This window comes from Streptomyces sp. NPDC041784 (genome assembly GCF_055591025.1).
Genome location: NZ_JBVJAB010000017.1, coordinates 61,952 through 88,592 on the forward strand (window position 1 = coordinate 61,952; position 26,641 = coordinate 88,592).

At 75.6% G+C, this 26,641-nt stretch carries 2 protein-coding genes; both read right to left on the reverse strand.

The annotated features are described in order from the left end of the window. Window positions 1-109: 109 nt before the first annotated feature. The gene (locus tag ACZ6D7_RS31690; RefSeq protein ID WP_469498201.1) at window positions 110-6,361 is read right to left on the reverse strand and encodes a type I polyketide synthase; all 6,252 of its coding nucleotides are present in this window, start codon (window positions 6,359-6,361) and stop codon (window positions 110-112) included. A gap of 5 nt (window positions 6,362-6,366) precedes the next feature. After that, the gene (locus ACZ6D7_RS31695) at window positions 6,367-26,583 is read right to left on the reverse strand and encodes a type I polyketide synthase (protein WP_469498203.1); all 20,217 of its coding nucleotides are present in this window, start codon (window positions 26,581-26,583) and stop codon (window positions 6,367-6,369) included. Window positions 26,584-26,641 lie beyond the last annotated feature (58 nt).

The following is a 26,641-nucleotide window of genomic DNA, read 5'->3' on the forward strand; positions in this document are numbered from 1 at the left end:
TCCCCCCCCCCCCCCCCCACCCCCCCCCCCCCCCCCCCCCCCCCCCCCCCCCCCCCCCGCTCCCCCCCCCCCCCCCCCCCCCCCCCCCCCCCCCGGCCCCGGCCCGTTCTCAGGCGCCGGCGAGGCCGAGCCAGTCCAGGACCGGGCGGGCCGCCGTGGCGGCGTGTTCCTCCAGCATGGTCCAGTGGTTCCCGGGCACCTCACCGGCGGTGTGCGGCAGGTGCCAGGATGCCTGCGGAGCGGGCGGTCCGGCCTGGTCCTCGTCGAGGATCCGGCCGGCGGCGCGCAGGAACAGGGTGGGCGCGGCCACGTCGGACGGCTTCCAGTCCGCGAAGGCCCTGAAGTAGCCGCCCATGCCGGTCAGCCGGGCGAAGTCCACCCCGTCCACCATGCCCTCCCGGTCGAACATGCTGTCCATGAAGACCGAGGCGAAGCCCTGGACGACGTCGTGGCCGGGCAGATAGGTGTCCAGCAGCACCACGCCGGCGGGCGATCGGCCGAGGCTCTCCAGCCGGGCGGCGACCGCGTGGGCGAGCCAGCCGCCGGAGGAGTGCCCGACCAGGACGACGGGTTCGCCCTCGGCGCCGATGCCGCGCACCGCGTCCGTCAGACAGGCCACGGCCGCCTCGGCCGAGCGCGGCAGCGCCTGACCGTCGGCGAAGCCCGGGGGCACCAGCACCGACACGTCGCAGACGTCCTGGAAGGCGGCCGCGAACCGCGCGTACTGGTGGACGCTGGTCAGGGCGACCGGGGCGGCGAAACAGACCAGCGACGGCCGCCCGGGGCCACGGGAGAGCCGTACCGGCTGCGGGGCGTGCGCGGTCGCCTCCTCCGTGTCGAAGCCGGGGCGGATCCGGGCGGCGGCCATCAGGAGTTCGACGCCGTCCTCGTACTGGCCGGCCTCGCAGGCCTGCCGGAACAGGGCCTCGACGGAGCCCGGCGGCGGGCCGGCCGCGGTGCCGGCCCCTGGTGGGGCGGGTGCGGCGGTGTCCTCGGGACCGGCCTGCGCCAGCAGCGCGCGCAGGTGCGCGGCGACCGCGGCGGGGGTGGGATGGTCGAAGATCAGCGTGGCCGGCAGCGGCACACCGCCCGCCGCCGTGAGACGGTTGCGCAGCTCGATGGCGGCCAGCGAGTCGAACCCCAGGTCCGTGAACGGGTGGTCGGCGTCGACCGCCGCGGCGGAGGCGTGGCCGAGCACCGCGGCCACCTGCTCCCGCACCGCCGTGCCGAGGAACTCCTCCCACTCGCTCTCCGGCAGGTCCCGCAGCGCGCGCCGCAGCCCCCCGGTGTCACCGGTGGCGGCCGCCGCCCGGGCGTGGCGGGCGGCCCTGGGCCGTACGACGTCCCGCAGCAGCGGCGGCACCAGGTCGCCGGTCGGACCGCCGGCGTCGAGCCGCATGGGCACCAGCGTGGCGTCCGGGCCCGCGACGGCCGCGTCGAACAGCGCCAGCCCCTCCTCGTCCGACAGCGCGCCGAGTCCCACCCGGCGCAGCCGGTCCAGTTCGGCCAAGCCGAGCCCCTCGGTCATCCCGCTGAGCCGGGCCCACATGCCCCAGGCCAGGGACACCGCGGGGCGCCCGTGCTCGCGCCGGTGCTGGGCCAGCGCGTCCAGGAACGTGTTCGCCGCCGCGTAGTTGCCCTGCCCGGCTCCGCCGAGGGTGCCCGCGAGGGAGGAGAACAGCACGAACATCGACAGATCGGCGTCGGCGGTCAGTTCGTGCAGGTTCCAGGCTCCGTCCACCTTGGGGCGCAGCACCTCGGCCAGCCGCTCCGGGGTCATCGAGCCGATCACCCCGTCCGCGACCACGCCCGCCGTGTGGACCACGCCGGTCAGCGGGTGCTCGGCCGGTACGGCGGCCAGGACGGCGGCCAGCGCGTCCCGGTCGGCGGCGTCGACGGCCGCGACCGTCACGAACGCGCCCGACGCCCGCAGCTCCGCGGCGAGTTCGGCGGCGCCCGGCGCGGCCTCGCCCCGCCTGCTGGTGAGCAGCAGGTGCCGTACGCCCCGCTCGGCGACGAGGTGCCGGGCCACCAGGGCGCCGAGGGCGCCGGTGCCGCCGGTGACGAGGACGGTGCCGGCCGCATCCGGCGCGGACTCGGGATCAGGATCGGAATCGGGATCGGGACCGGCCGCTGTCGCGCGTGCCAGCCTGGCTGCTGAGACGATGCCTTGACGGATCGTCAGCTGCGGTTCACCGGTGGCGAGGGCGGCGGGCACGGCGGCGCGGGACTCCGGGGTGCCGTCGAGATCCAGCAGCACGAACCGGCCGGGGTGCTCGGCCTGCGCGGAGCGCACCAGCCCCCAGACGGCGGCCGCCGCCGGATCGGTCACACCGGGAGCCACCGCGCCCTCGGTGAGCACGACGAGCCGCGTCGACGCGAACCCGTCGTCCGTCGGCCAGTTCTTCAGCAGGTCCAGCGCGGCACCGGCCAGCCGGTGGGCGCGGTCCGCCGGATTCGGGGCGTCCACGGGGTCCGGCAGAGCGGCCAGCACCAGGTCGGGGGCCGCGCCGCCGGAGGCGAGCAGTGCCGCCAGGTCCCGGTGGCTGTCGACGGCGGTACCCGCGGCCTCGAACGCCCGGTGCAGCCCGGGGTCGTCGAGGCCCACCAGGGCACAGCGGGCGGCACGGGCGGCCGAGGCGTCCGGTGCCGGGAGAGGGGTCCACTCCAGCCGGAACAGGGACCGCGAGTGCGCCCCGGCCCGCATCTGATCGGCGCTGACCGGCCGCAGCACCAGGGACGCCACGGAGGCCACCGGGGCGCCCGAGGGGTCGACGGCCGCGAAGGACAGCGCGTCCGAGCCGGCCGGGGCCAGCCGCACCCGGAGGGCGGCCGCGCCGGTGCGGTGCAGCCGTACTCCGCTCCAGGAGAACGGCAGCCGTCCCCGGCCGATGTCGGCCAGCGGTCCGCCCAGGTTCAGGCCGTGCATGCCCGCGTCCAGCAGTGCGGGGTGGATGCCGAACCCGTCGGCCGTCTCCCGCACCCCCTCCGGTGCCTCGACCTCGGCGTAGATCTCGTCGCCGAGCCGCCAGGCGGTCCGCAGGCCCTGGAAGGCCGGGCCGTAGCCGAGCCCGGAGTCGGCCAGCCGCTCGTAGAGACCCTCGTGCGGCAGCGGCTCGGCCCCGGCGGGCGGCCAGACCGTAGGGGTCCAGGCGGGTGTGGGCTCCGGTGCGGCCGGGGCGAGGGTGCCCTCGGCGTGCAGGGTCCACTCCGGGTCGGTTGCCGGACGGGAGTACACGCGCACCGGGCGACGGGCGTCGCCGTCGGCCGAGCCCACCACCAACTGGAGGGCGACCGAGTCCTGTTCGGGGAGGAGCAGCGGGGCCCGCAGCGTCAGTTCGGTCAACTCGCCGCAGCCCAGCCCCTCCCCCGCCCGCAGGGCCAGTTCCACCAGGGCCGTGCCCGGCAGCAGCGCCACTCCGGCCACGGTGTGGTCGGCGAGCCAGGGGTGGGTCTCCAGGGACAGCCGCCCGGTGAGCAACAGTCCGCCTGATTCCGGCAGTTCGACGGTGGCCCCCAGCATCGGGTGACCGGCCGGGCCCAGCCCGGCGTACTCGATGTCCCCCGCCGCGATCCCGGCGTCCAGCCAGTACCGGTCCCGCTGGAAGGCGTACGTCGGCAGCTCGACCCGCCGTGCGCCCCGGCCCGCGAAGAACTCCGGCCAGGCGACCGGGACCCCCCGCGTGTGCGCGTGGGCGACGGCGGTGGTCAGGGTCTCGGCCTCCGGGCGTCCGGCGCGCAACAACGGGACGGCAGCGGCCTCGACGCCGTCGGGCAGGCACTCCTGGCTCATGGCGGACAGGACACCGTCCGGGCCGAGTTCGATCAGCGTGCGTACGCCGTGCTCGGCGAGGGTGCGGACGCCGTCGGCGAAGCGGACCGCCTCGCGGACATGGCGCACCCAGTACTCCGGATCGCACAGCTCGTCCGCGGTGGCCGGCCGGCCCGTCAGGTTCGACACGACGGGGATGCGCGGCGCGTCGTACGACAGGCCCTTGGCCACCTCGCGGAACTCCGCCAGCATCGGTTCCATGCGCGGGGAGTGGAAGGCGTGGGAGACCGTCAGCCGCTTGGTCTTACGGCCCTGCTCGGCGAAGGCGGACGCGACCGCGAGAACGGCGTCCTCGTCACCCGAGATCACCGTGGACGACGGGCCGTTGAGCGCGGCGATCGACACCCCGTCCACCAGGGCCGCCGCCACCTCCGCCTCGGTCGCCTGCACCGCCACCATCGCGCCGCCTTCGGGCAGCGCCTGCATCAGACGGCCCCGCGCGGCCACGAGCCTGCACGCGTCGTCCAGCGACCACACACCCGCCACATGCGCCGCCGACAGCTCGCCGATCGAGTGCCCGGCGAGGTGGTCCGGGGCCACGCCCCAGGCTTCCAGCAGCCGGAAGAGCGCCACCTCGAGGGCGAACAGGCCCGCCTGTGTGTACTCCGTGCGGTCGAGGGCCGGTCCGCCTTCGAACACGACCTCGCGCAGCGGCCGTTCCAGCTCACCGTCGAAGCCCGCGCACACCGCGTCGAAGGCCTCGGCGAAGACCGGGAAGGTGTCGTACAACTCTCGTCCCATGCCGGCCCGTTGCGCGCCCTGGCCGGTGAAGAGGAAGGCCGTCCTGGCGCGGCGGGAGACGACTCCCCGCACCACGCCCGCCGTGTCGCGGTCCTCCGCGAGGGCCGTCAGGGCGGAGGCGAAGGTGTCGCGGTCCGTGGCCACCAGCGCGGCGCGGTGGTCCATGGCCGTGCGGGTGGTGGCCAGGGAGAGGGCGATGTCCCGGGGCGCCGTGTCCGGGTGGGCGGCGAGGTGGGCGCTCAGGCGGTGGGCCTGGGCGCGCAGGGCCTCCGGGGACCTGGCGGTGAGGATCCAGGGGACCGTGGTGGTCCGTACGGTGGCTTCGGCGGCCGGGCGGGGCTCCTCGGGCGGCGCCTGTTCCACGATGGCGTGCGCGTTGGTGCCGCTGATGCCGAAGGAGGAGACGCCGGCGCGGCGGGGCCGGCCCGTCCCGGGCCAGTGCCGGGTGTCGGTGAGCAGGGAGACCCGGCCCGCGCTCCAGTCGATCTGAGGCGAGGGTTCGTCGACGTGGAGGGTCGGCGGCAGCACGCCGTGCCGCATCGCCATCACCATCTTGATCACGCCGCCCACCCCGGCGGCCGCCTGGGTGTGCCCGATGTTGGACTTGAGCGAGCCGAGCCAGAGCGGGCGGTCCTCGGGCCGGTCCTGGCCGTAGGTGGCCAGCAGCGCCTGGGCCTCGATGGGGTCGCCGAGGCTGGTGCCGGTGCCGTGGGCCTCGACGGCGTCGATCTCGTCGGCGGACAGCCGGGCGTCGGCCAGGGCCTGCCGGATGACGCGCTGCTGGGACGGGCCGTTGGGTGCCGTCATGCCGTTGGAGGCGCCGTCCTGGTTGACGGCGGTGCCGCGCACCACCGCCAGGACCGGGCGGCCGGCCCGGCGGGCGTCGGACAGCCGCTCCAGGACCAGCATGCCGACGCCCTCGCCGAGGCCGGTTCCGTCGGCGGAGGCGGCGAACGCCTTGCAGCGGCCGTCCGGGGCCAGCCCGCGCTGCCGGGAGAACTCCAGCAGGGTCACCGGGGCCGCCATCACGGAGACCCCGCCGGCCAGGGCCATCGCGCAGTCCCCGGAGCGCAGCGCCTGCACGGCGAGGTGGAGCGCGACCAGGGAGGACGAGCAGGCGGTGTCGAGGGTGACCGCGGGGCCCTCGAGACCGAAGGTGTACGCCAGCCGCCCGGAGGCGATGCTGCCGGAGTTGCCGTTGCCGATGTACCCGGCCACGTCGTCCGGTACGGCGCGCAGCCGGGCCGCGTAGTCGTGGTACATCAGGCCGGCGAAGACGCCGGTGCGGCTGCCCTTGAGCGAGGTGGGGTCGATGCCCGCCCGCTCGAAGGCCTCCCAGGAGGTCTCCAGGAGCAGGCGGTGCTGCGGGTCGGTGGCCAGCGCCTCGCGCGGGGAGATGCCGAAGGGCGCGGGGTCGAAGTCGGCCGCGTCGTAGAGGAAGCCGCCCTCCCGCGCGTAGGCGGTGCCGATGCGGTCGGGGTCGGGGTCGTAGAGGTTGTCCACGTCCCAGCCGCGGTCCCGGGGCAGTCCGGCGACCGCGTCGGTGCCCTCGGACACCAGCCGCCACAGGTCCTCCGGGGAGCCGACGCCGCCGGGGTAGCGGCAGGCCATGCCCACGATGGCGATCGGCTCCTGCTCACCGGCCTCCAGTTCGCGCAGCCGCAGCCGCGTCTCCTGGAGGTCGGCGGTCACGCGCCGCAGATAGCCGAGGAGCTTCTCCTCGTTGGTCCCGGAACTCGACACGGACTGGTTCGCTCCTCGCGGGGTGGGGTCAGGGGTGGGGGTCATGGTGGTCACAGCCCTCCGAGTTCGCCGTCGATGAAGTCGAACAGCTCGTCGGCGGTGGCCGTCCCGAGGTCGCGGGCGGGTTCCGGGCCGGCCTCCGGCTCGGTGCGGAAGCGGCCCCACTTGGCGAGCAGGGTCTGGAGCCGCACGGTGACCTCGTCGTAGGCGGTGTCGTCCGGCGCGACCTCGGACAGGGCGTCCGGGCTGATCGCGGAGAGCGCCGACTCCATCCGGGCCAGTTCCGCCAGCAGCGGGGCCGTGGCCACGGGCTCGGCCAGGTCCAGGTCGGCCAGCAGCCGGTCCGCGAGCCGGTGCGGGGTCGGGTGGTCGAACACCAGCGTGGCGGTGAGGCGCAGGCCGGTGACCTGGTTGAGCCGGTTGCGCAGTTCCACCGCGGTCAGCGAGTCGAAGCCGAGTTCGCTGAACGCCTGGTCGGGTTCGACGGCGTCCGCGGAGGTGTGGCCGAGGACGTCGGCGACCTGGCCGCGGACCACGTCGAGCAGCACCTTCACCCGGTCCGCTGCGGGCACGCCCAGCAGGCGGGTGCGCAGCGAGGTGCCGTCCGTGGCGTCCTGGGCCCGCGCGGTCCGCCGCGGCGTTCCGCGCACCAGGTCGCGCAGCAGCGCGGGTACGGCCGTCGCGGCGCCGGGTGCCAGGTCCAGGCGGGTCGGCACCAGCTGGGGCTCGCCCAGCGCCTGGGCGGCGTCCAGCAGCGCGAGGCCCTCGGGGGCGGACAGGCCGGTCATGCCGGAGCGGGCCATCCGCCGTACGTCGACCTCGCCGATGCCGTCGGCCATTCCGCTGTTGATGCCGGTGGCGTCGGCCCACAGGCCCCAGGCGAGCGAGGTCGCCGCGAGGCCCCGGGCCCGGCGGTGGTGGGCCAGGCCGTCGAGGAAGGCGTTCGCCGCCGCGTAGTTGCCCTGACCCGGTCCGCCGAAGACGCCGGCCGCCGAGGAGAACAGGACGAACGCCGACAGCTCCAGGTCCTCGGTGAGGGTGTGCAGGTGCCAGGCCGCGTCCACCTTGGGGCGCAGCACACGGTCCACCCGTTCGGGGGTGAGCGAGCCGATCACGCCGTCGTCGAGCACACCGGCCGCGTGCACCACGCCGGTGAGCGGGTGCTCCTCGGGGACGCCGGCGAGCAGGGCGGCGAGCGCGTCCCGGTCGGCGGTGTCGCAGGCGGCGACGGTGACGCTCGCGCCCAGGGCGGTGAGTTCCGCCGCGAGCGCCTCGGCGCCGTCGGCCGCCGGCCCGCGCCTGCTGGTGAGCAGGAGGCTGCGGACGCCGTGGGCGGTCACCAGATGGCGGGCGACCAGGCTGCCGAGGGAGCCGGTGCCGCCGGTGATCAGGACGGTACCGTCGCCGTAAGGAGCGGGGGTCGCGTCGTCCGGCGCCTCGGGGGCGGGGACGGCGACCCGGCCCAGGCGGGCGGCGTGGACCGTGCCGTCGCGCAGGGCGAGTTCGGGTTCGCCGGCCGCGACGGCGGCGGGCAGGACCCGCCAGGACGGGTCACGGCCGTCGACGTCCAGGAGGACGAACCGGTCCGGGTTCTCGGTCTGCGCCGACCGGAGCAGACCCCACAGCGCGGCACCGGCCAGGTCCGGCACGGTGTCTTCGGGCCGCGCGGCCACCGCGCCCCCGGTCACCACGACCAGGCGGGCGGTGTCGAAGCGGGCGTCGGCCAGCCAGGACTGGGCGAGCGCCAGCACGTCGTGCGTGGCGGCCCGTACCGCCCGCGGCGACCGCTCGCCGCCCCCGGCGCACACCAGCACCACCTCGGGCACCGGGGCGCCCGCGGCGACGGCCTCGCCGAGCGCGGCCAGGTCCGGGTACGCGACGGGCGGGCCGCCCGCCGCCTTGAGACCGTCGGCCACGCCGAGCGTGTCGGTGCCCAGCAGCGCCCAGGCGGACGCCGGCGCGGTGGTGTCCGGGGACGCCGGTTGCGGCAGGGCGGTCCAGTTCAGGCGGAACAGCTTGTCGTGGTGTCCGCCCTGCCCGCCGTACGCGCCGGCGAAGGCGTCGGCCGACACCGGCCGCAGGACCAGGGACTCCGCCGAGGCGACCGGGGCGCCCGAGCCGTCGGCGACGGTGAGGGACACCGCGTCCGGGCCGGTCGGCGACAGGCGCACCCGCAGCGCGGTGGCGCCCGTCGCGTACAGGGACACGCCGGACCAGGCGAAGGGCAGCCGGATCCCGTCGGCGCCGGACATCAGGTCACCGGGGCCGATCGCGTGCAGGGCCGCGTCCAGCAGCGCCGGGTGCAGACCGAACTGCCCGGTGTCGGCGGCCTGCGGGTCCAGGGCCACCTCGGCGAGCACGTCCGCGCCGTCCCGCCAGACGGCCCGCAGACCCTGGAACGCCGGGCCGTAGTCGACGCCGTCCAGCGCCAGCCGCTCGTACAGTCCGTCCACGGGGACGGGTACGGCACCGGCGGGCGGCCAGACGCCCGTGCCGGCCGGGACGGTCGCGTCGGCGCCGGCGACGCCCAGCAGGCCCTCGGCGTGCCGGGTCCAGACCGCGGCGGCCGCGCTCCCCTGGCCGTCGGGGGTGTCCGGCCGCGAGTGGACGGCCAGGGTGCGCCGCCCGGCGGCGTCGGCCTCGCCGACGGTGAGCCGTACCTGGACGGCGCCGTGGGCGGGCAGCACCAGCGGGCTCTCCAGGGTCAGCTCCTCCAGCCGGTCGCAGCCGACCTGGTCTCCGGCGCGTACGGCCAGCTCCACGAAGGCCGTGCCGGGCAGCAGCGCCACCCCGGCGACGGCGTGGTCGGCGAGCCACGGGTGGGTGTCCAGCGCGAGCCGGCCGGTGAACAGCAGGCTCCCGGAGTCGGGCAGTTCCACCGTCGCGCCGAGCAGCGGGTGCTGCGCGGCGGCCAGCCCCGCCGAGGCGACGTCGGCGGCCGCGGCCGGCCGCAGCCGCGGCCAGTACGACTGGTGCTGGAACGCGTAGGTGGGCAGGGCCACCTGCCGCGCGCGCCGGCCCTCGAAGACCGGCTCCCAGTCGACCGGGAGACCGGCGACATGGGCTTCGGCCAGCGAGGTCAGGAACCGGTCCCGGCCGCCGTCACGGCGGCGCAGGGTGCCGACGACCGTGACGTCGGCGTCGATCTGCTGCACGGCGACCGTCAGCATCGGGTGCGGGCTGGTCTCCAGGAACGTCCGGTACCCGTCCGCGAGCAGCCGGCGCACGACGGGCTCGAACAGCACGGTGCCGCGCATGTTGCGGTACCAGTACTCGGCGTCCAGTTCGGCGGTGTCGACGACCGCGCCGGTCACCGTCGAGTAGAACGGGATCCCGGTCGAGCGGGCCCGCACCGGGGCGAGCAGCTCCAGCAGGCGCTCCCGCAGCGGTTCGACCTGGGGGCAGTGGCTGGGCACGGACGCGGGGATGACCCGGACCCGGATGCCGTCCGCCTCGCACTCGGCGACGAACTCGGCCAGCGCCCGCTCGTCGCCCGCCAGGGTGACCGCCGTGGGGCCGTTGACACCGGCCACCGACAGGGCGTCGCCCCAGCGGGCCGCCACGCGCCGCTCGGCCTCCTCGGCGGAGATCATCACGGACGCCACGCCGCCCCGGCCGGTCAGCTCCTCGGCCAGCAGACGGCTGCGCAGCCCCACCACACGGGCCGCGTCCTCCAGCGACAGCGCGCCGGCGACACAGGCGGCCGCGATCTCGCCCTGGGAGTAGCCGACCAGCGCGGCGGGCCGGACGCCGTGCGAGCGCCACAGCTCGGCCAGCGACACCATCACGGCGAACAGCAGCGGCTGGACGACGTCCACCCGGTCGGTGTCCGGCGCGCCCGGCTCACCGCGCAGCGCCGCCAGGAGCGACCAGTCGAGGAACGGCGCGAAGGCGGCGGCGCACTCGGTCATCCGCTCGGCGAACACCGGGGAGGTGTCCATCAGTTCACGGCCCATGCCGAGCCACTGGGTGCCCTGGCCGGGGAAGACGAACACCGCGCCGTTGCGGGTCGCGGCCCCGGGGCCGCCCCGGACCACGCCGGGCAGTTCCCGGCCTTCGGCGAGACCGGCCAGCTGGTCCATGAACCGGGCCGGTTCGGCGGCCACCAGCACCGCCCGGTGGTCGAACACCGTGCGGGTGGTGAGCAGCGAGTGGGACACGTCCAGCGGGCGCAGGCCGGGGTGGCGCTCCAGGTGTTCCCGCAGCCGGGCGGCCTGGGCGCGCACGCCGGCGGCGGTCCGGGCGGACAGCGGCCAGGGCACGAGCGGCGGCTCGGTGTCCTGCCCGCCCTCCCCGGCCGGCGGCGTGTGCTCGGCGGCCGGCTGCTCCAGGATGATGTGCGCGTTGGTGCCGCTGACCCCGAAGGAGGAGACGGCGGCCCGGCGCGGCCGGTCCAGGGCGGGCCAGTCGCGGGCCTCGGTGAGCAGTTCCACCGCCCCCGAATCCCAGTCGACCTGCGACGACGGCGTGCCGACGTGGAGCGTCTTGGGCAGCACGCCGTGCCGCAGCGCCATCACCATCTTGATGAGGCCGGCGGCGCCCGCGGCGGCCTGCGCGTGACCGATGTTGGACTTCACGGAGCCGAGGAACAGCGGCGCGGCGTCCGCGTCGCGCCGGCCGTAGGTGGCCAGCAGCGCCTGCGCCTCGATCGGGTCGCCCAGCCGGGTGCCCGTACCGTGCGCCTCCACCACGTCGACGTCCCCGACCGACAGCCCGGCGTTGTCCAGCGCCTGCCGGATCACCCGCTGCTGGGAGGGGCCGTTCGGGGCGGTGAGCCCGTTGGACGCACCGTCCTGGTTGACGGCGGTGCCGCGGACGACCGCCAGCACCGGGTGGCCGTTGCGGCGGGCGTCGGAGAGCCGCTCCACCAGGAGCATGCCGACGCCCTCGCCCCAGCCGGTGCCGTCGGCGTCGTCGGAGAAGGACTTGCTGCGCCCGTCCGGGGACAGCGCGCGCTGCCGGGAGAACTCGACGAAGGTGCGGGGCGTCGACATGACGGTCACCCCGCCGGCCAGCGCCATCGAGCACTCGCCGGACCGCAGCGCCTGCGCGGCCAGGTGCAGGGTCACCAGGGAGGAGGAGCAGGCGGTGTCGATCGTCACCGCCGGGCCCTCGAGCCCGAGGACGTAGGAGACCCGGCCGGAGGCGACACTTCCCGAGCTGCCGGCGCCGCCGACGTCGCCCTCGGTGTCCTCGTCCGGCGCCTGCGCCAGGAGCACGCCGTAGTCGTGGTACATCACACCGGCGAACACACCGGTCCGGCTGCCCTTGAGGGAGGCCGGGTCGATGCCCGCGTGCTCGACGGCCTCCCAGGAGGTCTCCAGGAGCAGCCGCTGGTGCGGGTCCATCATCAGCGCCTCGCGGGGGCTGATGCCGAAGAACGCCGGGTCGAACCGGGCCGCGTCGTGCAGGAACCCGCCCTCGTTGGTGTACGAGGTGTGGGGGCGGGACAGCTCCGGGTCGTACAGCGCGTCGACGTCCCAGCCCCGGTCGGTCGGGAAGGAGCCGACGCCGTCGGCGCCGGTGGCCACCAGCTCCCACAGGTCGTCGGGCGAGGCCACCCCGCCCGGGTAGCGGCAGGCCATGCCGATGATCGCGATGGGCTCGTCGGTCGCCGAGACGGTGACGGGGGCGGGCGGCGCCGACTCGGGCTCCGCGCCGACCAGTTCGTCCCGCAGGTGGCGGGCGAGGGCCAGGGGCGTGGGGTAGTCGAAGACCAGCGTGGCGGGCAGCCGCAGCCCGGTGCCCTGATGCAGGCGGTTGCGCAGCTCCACGGCGGTCAGGGAGTCGAAGCCCGCCTCACGGAACGCCTGGTCGGGGTCGACCGCGGCCGCCGAGGCGTGGCCCAGCACCGCGGCCACGTGCGTGCACACCAGCTCCAGCAGGTGCTGTTCCCGCTCGGCCGCCGTGAGCGCGGCGAGGCGCTGGGCGAGCCCGGATCCGGGGACGGACCGGTCGCCGGCGAGGCGGCGCCGGGCGGGCGTACGGACCAGGGCGCGCAGCAGGGCCGGGACCTCGGCGGTGTCGGATCCGGGCGCCGGCCGGCCGTTCGGCAGGCCGAGGTCCAGGTGCATGGGCACGAGGACGGGCTCGCCGATCGTGGCGGCGGTGTCGAACAGGGCCGTGCCCTGCCCGGCGGACAGGGCCCGCAGGCCCGAACGGCCCAGCCGTTCCCGGTCGGTCCCGGTCAGCGCGTCGGCCATGCCGCCGGTCTGGTCCCACGGCCCCCAGGCCAACGACTGTCCCGGCAGGCCGGACGCGGCGCGCAGCCGGGCCAGCCCGTCCAGGAACGCGTTCGCCGCCGCGTAGTTCGCCTGTCCCGCGCCGCCCATGACACCGGCGACGGAGGAGAACAGGACGAAGGAGGTGAGCGGCAGCTCGCGGGTCAGCTCGTGCAGGTTCCAGGCGCCGTCGACCTTCGGGCGGAGCACCGCGGCGAGCCGCCGCGGCGTCAGCGAGGCGAGCACCCCGTCGTCGGTGATGCCGGCCGCGTGCACCACGGCGGTCAGCGGGTGCTCGGCCGGGATCCCGGCCAGCAGCCCGGCGAGTGCCTCCCGGTCGGCGACGTCCACGGCGGCCACGCGCACCGAGGCGCCCAGCGCCTCCAGTTCGGCGACCAGCTCCGCCGCGCCCGGCGCCGCCGCGCCGCGGCGGCCGGTCAGCAGGAGCCGGCGGACGCCGCGTTCGGCGACGAGGTGGCGGGCCAGTACGGCGCCGAGGGCGCCGGTGCCGCCGGTGAGCAGGACGGTGCCCGTGCCGTGCGTCTCAGAGGGCTCCACCGGTGGGGCGGTGGCCGTGACCCGGGTCAGCCTGGGCACCCGGACACCGCCGGGGCCCGCCGCGAGCTGCGGTTCGTCGCCGGTGAGCGCGTCGGCAAGGACGCCGGCCGGGACGGGTTCACCGTCCAGGTCCAGGTCCAGGTCCAGGTCCAGCAGGACGAAACGGCCGGGGTTCTCGGACTGGGCCGAGCGCACCAGGCCCCACACCGCCGCACCGGGCAGGTCCGGCACTGCGTCCGTGTCCCGGTCCGCCGTGGCGCCTCGCGTCACGAACACCAGCCGCGAGGAGGCGAACCGCTCGTCGGCCAGCCAGGACTGGGCCAGGGACAGCGCGCCGGCCACGGTCTCGCGCACGGCCGCCGCGCCTTCGACAAGGGCGTGGGCATGGGCATGGGCATGGGCGCAGGCGAACACGAGATCCGGCACCGGGCCGTCCGGCACAGCGGTGAGGTCCGGGTACGTGACGAGATCGCGCCCCTGCGCACCAAGCGCCGTGGCGAGAGCGAACGGGTCGTCGCCCACGACCGCCCAGGTCCCGTCGGCCGGGGTGGCGGCGGTCCGCTCGGGCAGCGGGGTCCGCTCCGTCAGCGGAGTCCATTCGACGCGGAACAGTGACTCCTGGACACCATGGCCCTGGGCCGCCCCCAACTGCCCGGCGCTCACCGGGCGCAGGGACAGCGCGTCGACGCTCGCCACCGGGACGCCGTCGGGGTCGGTGACCGTCAGAGTCACGGTGTCGGTGCCGGCCGCGCGGGACAGCCGTACCCGCACGGCACGGGCGCCCGCCGCGTGCAGGCTCACGCCCGACCAGGCGAACGGCAGCCGGGCCTGGCCGGTGTCCTCGATGAGGTCGCCCAGGCCGACGGCGTGCAGCGCCGCGTCCAGCAGCGCCGGGTGCAGGCCGAACCGCCCGGCCGTCTCGGCGATGTCCTCGTTCAGCGCGACGTCGGCGAACACCTCACCGGCGCGGGTCCACACCGCCCGTACGCCCTGGAAGGCGGGCCCGTAGGTGAGTCCGGCGGCGGCGAACCCGTCGTAGAAGCCCTCGACGGCCACGGGGACCGCGTCCGCCGGCGGCCAGGGCTCCGGCTCGGTGCGCGGCACGGGACCCCTCGGAGCGAGCCGGCCGGCGGCGTGCCGGGTCCATGCCTGCCCCGCCGTCCGGGAGTGGACGCTCAGGGCACGACGGCCCGAACCGTCGGCCTCGCCGACCGCCAACTGCACCTGCACCGAACCCCGTTCGGGCAGCAGCAGCGGCGCCTCCAGGGTCAGTTCCTCCAGGCGTCCGCAGTCGACCTGGTCACCCGCGCGGATCGCCAGCTCCACGAAGGCCGTGCCGGGCAGCACGACCGAGCCCAGGACGGTGTGGTCGGCGAGCCACGGGTGGGTGTCGAGCGACAGCCGCCCGGTGAACAACAGCCCACCGGTGTCCGGCAGTTCGACGGCGGCACCCAGCAGCGGATGGCCGGCCGCGCTCATGCCCGCCAGCTCGACGTTGCTCGCCGACACACCGATGTCCAGCCAGTACCGCTGGTGCTGGAAGGCGTACGTCGGCAGCTCGACGCGCCGTGCGTCCCGGCCCGCGAAGAACTCCGGCCAGGCGACCGGGACCCCCCGCGTGTGCGCGTGGGCGACGGCGGTGGTCAGGGTCTCGGCCTCGGGGCGTCCGGCGCGCAACAACGGGACGGCAGCGGCCTCGACGCCGTCGGGCAGGCACTCCTGGCTCATGGCGGACAGGACACCGTCCGGGCCGAGTTCGATCAGCGTCCGTACGCCGTGCTCGGCGAGGGTGCGGACGCCGTCGGCGAAGCGGACCGCCTCGCGGACGTGGCGGACCCAGTACTCCGGGTCGCACAGCTCGTCGGCGGTGGCCGGCTCGCCGGTCAGGTTGGACACGACGGGGATGCGCGGAGTGTCGTACGACAGGCTCTCGGCCACCTCGCGGAACTCGGCCAGCATCGGCTCCATGCGCGACGAGTGGAAGGCGTGCGAGACCGTCAGGCGCTTGGTCTTACGGCCCTGCTCGGAGAAGACGGAGGCGACCGCGAGAACCGCGTCCTCGTCGCCCGAGATCACCACAGAAGACGGGCCGTTGACGGCAGCGATCGACACCCCGTCGACCAGGGCCGCCGCCACCTCCGCCTCGGTCGCCTGCACCGCCACCATCGCGCCGCCCTCCGGCAGCGCCTGCATCAGGCGACCTCGTGCGGCCACGAGCCTGCACGCGTCGTCCAGCGACCACACACCCGCCACATGCGCCGCCGCCAGCTCACCGATCGAGTGGCCCAACAGCACCTGCGGGCGCACACCCCACGACTCCAGCAGCCGGAACAGCGCCACTTCGAGCGCGAACAACCCCGCCTGCGCATACACCGTCCGGTCGAGAGCGGACCCGTCCTCGAAGACGACCTCGCGCAGCGGCCGTTCCAGCCGGCCGTCGAACCGCGCGCACACCGCGTCGAACGCCTCGGCGAACACGGGGAAGGAGTCGTACAACTGCCGCCCCATACCGGCCCGTTGCGCGCCCTGGCCGGTGAACAGGAACCCGACCCGGGCGTCCTCGCCGGCCACGCCCTGGACCAGTCCCGGTGCGCTCCCGTCCTCGATCAGCGCGGTCAGGCCGGTCAGGAAGGCGTCCCGGTCGCCGGCGACCAGTGCGGCACGGTGCTCCAGCGCCGCCCGCGAGGTCGCCAACGACAGAGCCACGTCGGCCGGATCCGACTCCACGGCATCCAGCACATGCGCGCGCAGCCGCTCGGCCTGCGCACGCAGGGCCGCGCCCGTCCGGGCGGAGAGCACCCACGGGACCACCGGCGGGACCGGTTCCGTCGAAACCGGTCCCTCGGCCGTTGCCCGTTCCGGAGCCTGCTCCAGGACCACGTGCGCGTTGGTGCCGCTGATGCCGAACGAGGAGACACCCGCCCGGCGCGGACGCGCGACCTCGGGCCAGTCCCGGGCCTCGGTCAGCAGTTCCACCGCACCGGCCGACCAGTCCACCTGCTGCGACGGCTCGTCGACGTGCAGCGTGCGCGGCAGCACACCGTGGCGCAGTGCCATGACCATCTTGATCACACCGGCGACGCCGGCGGCGGCCTGGGCGTGGCCGATGTTGGACTTCACGGAGCCGAGCCACAGCGGCCGGCCCTCCGGCCGGTCCTGCCCGTACGTGGCCAGCAGCGCCTGCGCCTCGATCGGGTCACCCAGCCGAGTGCCCGTGCCGTGCGCCTCCACCGCGTCCACATCACCCGTCGACAGACCCGCGTTGGCCAGCGCCTGCCGGATCACCCGCTGCTGCGACGGCCCGTTCGGGGCCGTGAGGCCGTTCGACGCGCCGTCCTGGTTGATGGCGCTGCCGCGCAGCACCGCCAGCACGCGGTGGCCGTGGCGCTCGGCGTCCGAGAGGCGCTCCACGAGGAGCATGCCGACGCCCTCGCCCCAGCCCGTCCCGTCCGCCGCGTCCGCGAACGACTTGCACCGGCCGTCGGCCGCGAGGCCGCGCTGCCGGGAGAACTGGACGAAGGTGCCCGCCGTCGGCATCACGGTGACGCCGCCGGCCAGCGCCATGGAGCACTCGCCGGAACGCAGCGCCTGCGCGGCCAGGTGCAGCGCGACCAGCGACGACGAGCACGCCGTGTCGACGGTGACCGCCGGGCCCTCCAGGCCGAAGGTGTAGGCGACCCGGCCGGACACCACACTGGACGAGGCGCCGGTCATGGCGTAGCCCTCGACGCTCTCGGCGGCGGTGTCGAAGCCGGCGCCGTAGCCCTGGTAGCCGCAGCCGGCGAAGACGCCGGTCCGGCTGCCCTTGAGCGTGGCCGGATCGATGCCGGCGTTCTCGAAGACCTCCCAGGAGGTCTCCAGGAGCAGCCGCTGCTGCGGGTCCATCGCCAGCGCCTCACGCGGGCTGATCCCGAAGAACCCGGGGTCGAAGTCCCCGGCGCGGTAGAGGAAGCCGCCCTCGCGGACGTAGGCGGTTCCGGGGTGGTCGGGGTCGGGGTCGTAGAGGCCGTCGAGGTCCCAGCCACGGTCGGCCGGGAAGGCGCCGATGCCGTCGGCGCCGGTGGCCACGAGCCGCCACAGTTCGTCCGGGGAGGCGACGCCGCCCGGGTAGCGGCAGGCCATGCCGACGATGGCGATCGGCTCGTCGGACTGTACGGCGACGATCGCCGCGGCGGAGGCGGGGCCCGCGTCGGTGCCCTGGAGTTCCCGTCCGAGGTGCTCGGCGAGCACCGCTGCGGTGGGGAAGTCGTACACCAGGGTGGAGGGGAGGCTCAGGCCGGTGGCCGTGTTCAGCTGGTTGCGGAACTCGACCGCGGTGAGCGAGTCGAAGCCCAGCTCCTTGAAGGGGCGTTCGGCCGCCACCTCGTCCGGCGAGGTGTGCCCGAGCACGCCGGCCACCTCGGTGCGGACCAGGTCCAGCAGTGTCCGCGCGCGCTCCGCGTCGGACAGTCCGCGCAGTCGGCGTACGAGGGCCGAGTCCTCGACGGCGGCGGTGTGCTGACGTTCCTCGGCGTCGAGGAGTTTCCGGACGTCCGGCAGGTCCCCGAGGAGGGGGCGGGGGCGGGCGACGGCGAAGCCGGGCAGGAACTGCTCCCAGACCACGTCGGCGAGGGTCAGCGCCCAGTCGTCGGCGTCGAGGGCCCGTTGGAGGGCGGTGATGGCCAGTTCCGGGGGCAGCGGCCGCAGCCCGCCCCGGCGCAGGTTCGCCTCACCGGCCGCGTCGGCCGCCGCGAGGCCCACCTCCGCCCAGGGGCCCCAGGCGAGCGCGGTCGCCGGCTGTCCGTGCTGCCGGCGGTGCTGGGCGAGTGCGTCCAGGTAGGCGTTGGCCGCGGCGTAGGCGCCCTGGCCGCCGCCGCCCCAGATGCCGGAGATCGAGGAGAACAGGACGAAGGCGTCCAGCGGTGTGTCGTGCAGCAGTTCGTGCAGGTTGCGGGCGCCGGCGACCTTGCCGGTCACCACGTCGGCGAACTCCTCGCCGCTCATCGCGGCGAGCGGGGTGTACTGGCCGATGCCGGCGGCGTGCACGACGGCGCGCAGCGGACGGTCGGCGGGCAGCCCGTTCAGCAGGCTCTCCAGCGCCGCCCGGTCCGCGACGTCGCAGGCGGCCACGGTCACCTCGGCGCCGAGCCCGGTCAGCTCGTCCCTCAGTTCCGCGGCGCCCGCGGCCGCGATGCCCCGGCGGCTGGTCAGCACCAGGTGTGCGGCGCCGTTGCGGGCCAGCCAGCGGGCGACCTCGGCGCCCAGCGCGCCGGTGCCCCCGGTCACCAGCACGGTGCCGCGCGGCCGCCACGGCGGTGTCGCGTCACCGGCCGGCTGGGGGGCGTGGCCGAGTCGGCGTACGAAGACGCCGGAGGCGCGTACGGCGAGCTGGTCCTCGTCACCGCTCCCGGACAGCACGCCGACCAGTCGCCGCAGCGCGGTCTCGTCCACCGTCTCGGGAACGTCGACCAGACCGCCCCAGCGGTCCGGGTGCTCCAGCCCCACGACCCGGCCGAGGCCCCAGACCTGCGCCTGGGCGGCGCCGGCCAGCCGGTCGGACCGGCCCACCGAGACCGCGCCGCGCGTCAGACACCACAGCGGTGCCGCCACCTCGGCGTCGCCGAGGGCGCGCACCAGTTCCAGGGTGGCCCACAGGCCCGCGGTGACTCCGGGACGGGCCGGGCGGGCGGACTCGTCCAGCGCGAGGAAGGACAGGACGCCGGTGACGGGCCCCTCCACCTCCGCCAGTCGCCGGGCCAGCTCCGCACGGTCGGCCTCGGCGTCGCCGGCGGTCAGGACCACCGTGCGCGCCCCGCGCGCCTGAAGAGCGGGCACCAGGCCCTCGACCCACGGGGCGCCCGGCGCGTCCTCGGGCACCACGACGACCCAGGTACCGGAGAGCGCGGCGACGGCGGGCTCCGGCACCGGCTTCCAGGTGACCTGGTAGCGCCACGCGTCGACGACCGACTGCGTGCGGTGCCGCTTGCGCCAGGCGGACAGCACCGGCAGCACGACGCCCAGCGAGTCCCGCTCGTCCGCCCCGACCTCGAGCGCCCCGGCGACGGCCGCGACATCGGCCCGCTCCACGGCGTCCCAGAAAGCGGCGTCCACCGGATCGGCCCGGTCGACGGCCCCGGCGGCCGCGGTGGCCGTCCAGTACCGCTGCCGCTGGAAGGCGTACGTCGGCAGCTCCGCCGATCCGGCGCTCCAGCCCGCGAAGACCCGCGTCCAGTCGACGGGGACACCCCGGACATGGGCCCGGGTGACGGCGTCGGCGAGGGTCCGCGTCTCGGCACGGTCGGCGCGCAGTACGGGCACGAACACCGTGTCCGGGGCGGCGACGGAGTCCTGGCCCATGGCGGACAGGACACCGTCCGGGCCGAGTTCGATCAGCGTCCGTACGCCCTGGGCGGCCAGGGTGCGCATGCCGTCGGCGAAGCGGACGGCTTCACGGACGTGGCGGACCCAGTACTCCGGGTCGCACAGGTCGTCCGCGGTGGCGAGTTCGCCCGTCAGGTTCGACACGACGGGGATGCGCGGAGTGTCGTACGAGAGGCTCTCGGCCACCTCGCGGAACTCGGCCAGCATCGGCTCCATGCGCGGGGAGTGGAAGGCGTGCGAGACCGTCAGGCGCTTGGTCTTGCGGCCCTGCTGGGCGAAGACGGCCGCGACCTGCTCGACGGCCTCCTCGTCGCCCGAAAACACGGTGGCCGACGGACCGTTGACGGCAGCGATCGACACACCGTCGACCAGGGCCGCCGCCACCTCCGCCTCGGTCGCCTGCACCGCCACCATCGCGCCGCCCTCCGGCAGCGCCTGCATCAGACGGCCCCTGGCGGCCACCAGCGTGCACGCGTCGTCCAGCGACCACAGGCCGGCCACATGCGCCGCCGCCAGCTCACCGATCGAGTGGCCCAACAGCACCTGCGGGCGCACACCCCACGACTCCAGCAGCCGGAACAACGCCACCTCGAGCGCGAACAGCCCCGCCTGCGCGTACACCGTCCGGTCGAGGGCGGCCCCGCCCTCGAACACCACGTCACGCAGGGACAGATCCCCGAACCGCGCGCACACCTCGTCGAACGCGTCGGCGAAGGCCGGGAAGGAGTCGTACAACTCCCGTCCCATACCGGCCCGTTGTGAGCCCTGTCCCGTGAACAGGAAGCCGACGCTCCGGCCACCGTCCAGCACCGAACCGCTCGTCACGCCCGGCGCCTGCTCACCGGCGGTCAGCGCCGCGAGGCCGGCCAGGAAGTCGCCCCGGTCGGCCGCGACCACGCCGGCCCGGTACTCCAGAGCCGCGCGTGAGGTCGCCAAGGCGTGTCCCACGGCGGCGAGTTCGTCGTCGGGGTGGGTTTCCAGCCACTCCTTCAGGCGCTGTGCCTGCCCCCGCAGAGCCTCTTCGGTACGTCCCGACAGGACCCAGGGGATCGCCGGTGAGGTCACCGTCGTCACCGGTTCCGTCGTCACCGGATCCGTCGTCACCGGATCCGTCGTGACCGCTTCCTTCGCCGTCACCCGCTCCGGAGCCTGCTCGATGATCGTGTGCGCGTTGGTGCCGCTGATCCCGAACGACGACACCGCCGCCCGACGCGGACGGTCCACCGAAGGCCACTCCCGCGCCTCCGTCAACAGCTCCACCGCACCCGCGGACCACTCCACCTGCCGCGACGGCTCGTCGACGTGCAGCGTGCGCGGCAGCACACCGTGCCGCATCGCCATCACCATCTTGATCACACCCGCCACACCGGCAGCCGCCTGCGTGTGACCGATGTTCGACTTGATCGAGCCCAGCCACAGCGGCCGGTCCTCCGGCCGATCCTGCCCGTACGTGGCCAGCAGCGCCTGCGCCTCGATCGGGTCACCCAGCCGGGTGCCCGTGCCGTGCGCCTCCACCGCGTCCACATCACCCGTCGACAGACCCGCGTTGGCCAGCGCCTGCCGGATCACCCGCTGCTGCGACGGCCCGTTCGGGGCCGTCAGGCCGTTCGACGCGCCGTCCTGGTTGACGGCGCTGCCGCGCAGCACCGCCAGCACGCGGTGGCCGTGGCGCTCGGCGTCCGAGAGGCGCTCCACGAGGAGCATGCCGACGCCCTCGCCCCAGCCCGTCCCGTCCGCCGCGTCCGCGAACGACTTGCACCGGCCGTCGGCCGCCAGACCGCGCTGCCGGGAGAACTCCACGAACGTGCTCGCCGTGGGCATCACGGCGACGCCGCCCGCCAGGGCGAGCGTGCACTCCCCCGACCGCAGCGCCTGCGCGGCCAGGTGCAGGGCGACCAGCGACGAGGAGCACGCCGTGTCGACCGTCACCGCCGGGCCTTCGAGGCCGAGGGCGTAGGAGATGCGGCCGGAGGCGACGCTGGTCGAGATGTCGGTGATCGAGTACTCGCCCGAGTCGTCGGCCGGCGCGCTGCCGAAGCCGTAGCCCTGGTAGCTGGATCCGACGAAGACACCGCACGCGCCGCCCTTGAGGGAGGTCGGGTCGATGCCGGCCCGTTCCACGGCCTCCCAGGAGGTCTCGAGCAGCAGGCGCTGCTGCGGGTCCATCGCCACGGCCTCGCGCGGGGAGATGCCGAACATGCCGGGGTCGAAGTACCCGGCGTCGTAGAGGAAGCCGCCCTCGCGGGTGTAGGACGTGCCGGGGTGGTCGGGGTCCGGGTGGTAGACGGCGTCGAGGTCCCAGCCGCGGTCGGCCGGGAACTCGCCGATGCCGTCGGCGCCGGTCGACACCAGACGCCACAGGTCCTCCGGGGAGCCGACGCCGCCCGGGTAGCGGCAGGCCATGCCGACGATCGCGATCGGGTCGTCGGTGTGCACGGCGGTCGCGGTGCCGGCGGGCGGCGCGCCCGGTGCCCGCCCGGCGCCGCCCAGCAGCTCGTCGTGGAGGTGTGCGGCCAGGTCGGCGGGGGTCGGGTGGTCGAAGACGAGGGTGGCCGGGAGGCTGAGGCCGGTGTGGGTGGTGAGGCGGTTGCGGAGTTCGACGGCGGTCAGGGAGTCGAAGCCGAGTTCCCGGAAGGCCCGGCCCTCGTCCACCGCGTCCGCCGAGGCGTGGCCCAGGACGCCGGCGGTCTCGGTGCGCACCAGTTCCGCCAGCAGCCGGTGCCGGTCGGTGTCGGGGAGCGCGGTCAGTCGTCGCAGGAGGTCCGAGTCGCCGTCCTCCGGGGCGACGTCGGTGACCAGGGCGCTGCGGGCCTCGGGTAGGTCGCCCAGCAGGGGGCTGGGGCGTACGGCGGTGAATCCGGCGAGGAAGCGGTCCCAGGTCACGTCGGCGACGGCCACGGTCACATCGGCGTGTTCGACGGCCTGGCGGAGCGCGGCGACGCCCAGTTCGGGGGCGAGCGGGGCCAGACCGCGGCGGCGCAGATGGCCCTCGGCCTCGCCGTCGGCCATGCCGGCGCCGCTCCAGGGGCCCCAGGCCACGGAGGTGGCGGTCAGGCCGCGGGCGCGGCGCTGCTCGGCGAGGGCGTCGAGGTAGGCGTTGGCGGCCGCGTAGGCGCCCTGGCCGCCGCTGCCCCAGACGGCGGAGATGGAGGAGTACAGGACGAAGGCGTCCAGCGGTGTGTCGTGCAGCAGCGCGTCCAGGTTGCGGGCGCCGGCGACCTTGGCGCGCAGCACCTGGGCGAGTTCCGCCGGGTCGGTGTCGGTGACCGGCGTGAACTGGCCGGCGCCCGCGGCGTGCACCACCGCGCTGAGCGGCGCCTCGGCGGGCACTTCGGCGAGCAGGCGTGCCAGCGCGTCCCGGTCGGCCACGTCACAGGCCGCCAGGGTCACGGTCGCGCCGAGCGCGGTCAGCTCCTGGCGCAGCTCCTGCGCGCCGGCCGCGGCGGGGCCGCGCCGGCTGGTGAGGATCAGATGTGCCGCGCCGTTGCGGGCGAGCCAGCGGGCGAACTCGGCGCCCAGCGCGCCGGTGCCGCCGGTCACCAGGACGGTGCCGCGCGGGCGCCAGGGGGCGGTCACCGACTCGGAGCGGGGGGCGCGGGCCAGCCGTCGGACGAACACGCCCGAGGCGCGCACCGCGACCTGGTCCTCGGCGTCGTCCCCGGCCAGCACGCGCAGCACGCGGGCCAGCGACCGCTGGTCCAGCGTCTCGGGCAGGTCGAGCAGACCGCCCCAGCGGTCGGGGTGCTCCAGCGCCACCGCCCGGCCGAGGCCCCAGACCTGGGCCTGCGCCGGATCGGCGGGCCGGTCGGAGCGGCCGACGGCCACCGCGCCGCGGGTCAGGCACCACACCGGCGCCGCGATCTCGGCGGCCACCAGGGCGCGGACCAGCTCCAGGGTGGCGGCCAGGCCGGAGGTGACCTCCGGGTGGTCCCGGTACGGGGTCGCGTCCAGGGCGAGGAAGGACAGCACCCCGTGAGCCGGCGGCGCCTCGCGCAGCAGCGGCAGCAGCGCGGCGGCCGTGCAGTCGGCCGGGTCGACCTCGACGGTCGTCGGCTCGGCGCCGGCGGCGCGCAGCGCGGCGAGGACCGCGGTGGCCTGCTCGGAGCCGCCGCGCGGCACCAGCGCGATCCAGCTGCCGGTGAGCGGCACCGGGTCGGTGGCGCGCTGCACCGGCTTCCAGAGGATCCGGTAGCGCCAGGAGTCCACGACGGACTGCGTCCGGTGCCTGCGCCGCCACGAGGACAGCACCGGCAGCACGGCGCTCAGCGAGGACCGCTCCTCCTCGCCCACCTCCAGCGTGTCGGCGAACGCCGCCACGTCCGCCCGCTCGACGGCGTCCCAGAAGGCCACGTCCGTGGGGTCGGCCGAGCCGGCCTCCGTCGTGACCTCCGGCCAGTACCGGTCGCGCTGGAAGGCGTAGGTGGGCAGCTCGACCGGCTGTGCGCCGCGGCCGGCGAACAGCCGCTCCCAGTCGACCCGGACGCCCCGCGCGTGGGCCTGGGCGACGGCGGTGGTCACCGTCCGCGGCTCGGAGCGGTCACCCCGCAGCACCGGCACGAACATCGCGCCGGAGTCACCGGGGACACCGGCGTGACCGGCACTGTCCTGCGCCATGGCGGACAGCACCCCGTCCGGCCCCAGCTCGACGAACGTCGTCACACCTTGGCCGAGCAGCGTGCGCACACCGTCCGCGAACCGCACGGCCTCCCGGACGTGCCGCACCCAGTACTCCGGGTCGCACAGCTCGTCCGGGGTGGCCGGTTCGCCCGTCAGGTTCGACACGACGGGGATGCGCGGCGAGTCGTACGACAGGCCCTCCGCAACCTGTCGGAACTCGGCCAGCATCGGCTCCATGCGCGACGAGTGGAAGGCGTGCGAGACCGTCAGGCGCTTGGTCTTGCGGCCCTGCTCGGAGAAGACGGAGGCGACCGTGAGGACCGCGTCCTCGTCGCCCGAGATCACCACGGACGACGGGCCGTTGACGGCGGCGATCGACACACCGTCGACCAGGGCCGCCGCCACCTCCGCCTCGGTCGCCTGCACCGCCACCATCGCGCCGCCCTCCGGCAGCGCCTGCATCAGACGGCCCCGCGCGGCCACGAGCCTGCACGCGTCGTCCAGCGACCACACACCCGCCACATGCGCCGCCGCCAGCTCACCGATCGAGTGACCCAGCAGCACCTGCGGCCGCACACCCCACGACTCCAGCAGCCGGAACAACGCCACCTCGAGCGCGAACAGCCCCGCCTGGGTGTACACCGTCCGATCGAGGGCCGGTCCGCCCTCGAACACGACCTCCCGCAGCGGCCGTTCCAGCTGGCCGTCGAACCGCGCGCACACCGCGTCGAACGCCTCGGCGAACACGGGGAAGGAGTCGTACGACTCCCGCCCCATACCGCCCCGTTGCGACCCCTGCCCGGTGAACAGGAACCCGACCCGGGCGTCCTCGGCGGCGACACCCTGGACGAGCCCCGGCGCGCCCTGCCCCTCGGCCAACGCCGTCAGGCCCGCGAGGAGTTCGTCGCGGTCCGGGGCGATCACCGCGGCCCGGTGTTCCAGGGCGGCCCGCGAGGTCGCCAGGGACAGCGCCACGTCGACGGGGCGCAGCTGCGGCGCGTCCAGCAGATGGGTGCGGAGCCGCTCGGCCTGTGCGCGCAGCGCGTCGGGTGTCCGGCCGGAGAGCACCCAGGGGAGGACCGGCGAGTCCACCGTCACCGGTTCCGGCGTCGCGGCGGGCTCGTCCTGCGGGGCCTGTTCCAGCACGACGTGCGCGTTGGTGCCGCTGATGCCGAAGGAGGAGACGCCGGCCCGGCGCGGGTGTCCGGCCTCCGGCCAGTCCCGGGTCCCGGTCAGCAGCTCCACCGCGCCCGCGGACCAGTCGACCTGCGGCGAGGGCTCGTTCACGTGCAGGGTGCGCGGGAGCACGCCGTGCCGCATCGCCATGACCATCTTGATGACACCGGCGACACCGGCGGCGGCCTGGGTGTGCCCGATGTTGGACTTCACCGAACCGAGCCACAGCGGCCGGTCCTCCGGCCGGTCCTGCCCGTAGGTGGCCAGCAGCGCCTGCGCCTCGATCGGGTCGCCGAGCCGGGTGCCCGTGCCGTGCGCCTCGACGGCGTCGACGTCGGCGGCGGAGAGCCGGGCGTTCGTGAGCGCCTGCCGGATGACCCGCTGCTGCGAGGGGCCGTTGGGCGCGGTCAGGCCGTTCGACGCGCCGTCCTGGTTGACGGCCGAGCCGCGCACCACCGCCAGCACCCGGTGGCCGTTGCGGCGGGCGTCGGACAGCCGCTCCAGGAGGAGCATGCCGACGCCCTCGGCCATGCCCATGCCGTCCGCGTCGGCGGCGAACGCCTTGGAGCGGCCGTCGGGGGCGACACCGCGCTGCCGGGAGAACTCGACGAGCGCGCCCGGGGTGGCCATGACCGTCACGCCGCCCGCCAGCGCGAGCGTGCACTCTCCCTTGCGCAGGGCGTGCGCGGCGAGGTGCAGGGCGACCAGCGACGAGGAGCAGGCCGTGTCGATGGTGACGGCGGGGCCCTCCAGGCCGAGGGTGTAGGCCACGCGGCCGGACAGGACGCTGCCCGAGGTGCCCGTGCCGACATAGCCCTCGGCCTCGCCGGGCGCGGTGCCGAAGAGCGCCGCGTAGTCCTGGCCGGCGATACCGGCGAAGACGGCGGTCCGGCTGCCCTTCAGCGAGGCGGGGTCGATGCCCGCCCGCTCGATGGCCTCCCAGGAGGTCTCCAGGAGCAGCCGCTGCTGCGGGTCCATCGCCAGCGCCTCGCGCGGCGAGATGCCGAAGAACCCGGCGTCGAACTCCGCGGCCTCGTGCAGGAATCCGCCGCCCCGGACGTACGACCGGCCCGCGGCGTCCGGGTCGGCGTCGTAGAGGGCGTCCAGGTCCCAGCCGCGGTCGGCGGGCAGCGGGGTGATCCCGTCGGCGCCGGACGCGACGAGCCGCCACAGGTCCTCCGGGGAGCCGACGCCGCCGGGGTAGCGGCAGCTCATCGCGACGATGGCGATGGGCTCCTGCTCCTTGTCGGTGGCCTCGCGCAGCCGGCCGTGCGCCTCGTCCAGCTCGGCGGTCACGCGTCGGAGGTATGCCCGGAGCTTGTCTTCATTCGCCATGGGAGCGGCATCCATTCACACTTGCGGGAAAACGGCGGAAAAACGGTGGGCCCGCGTT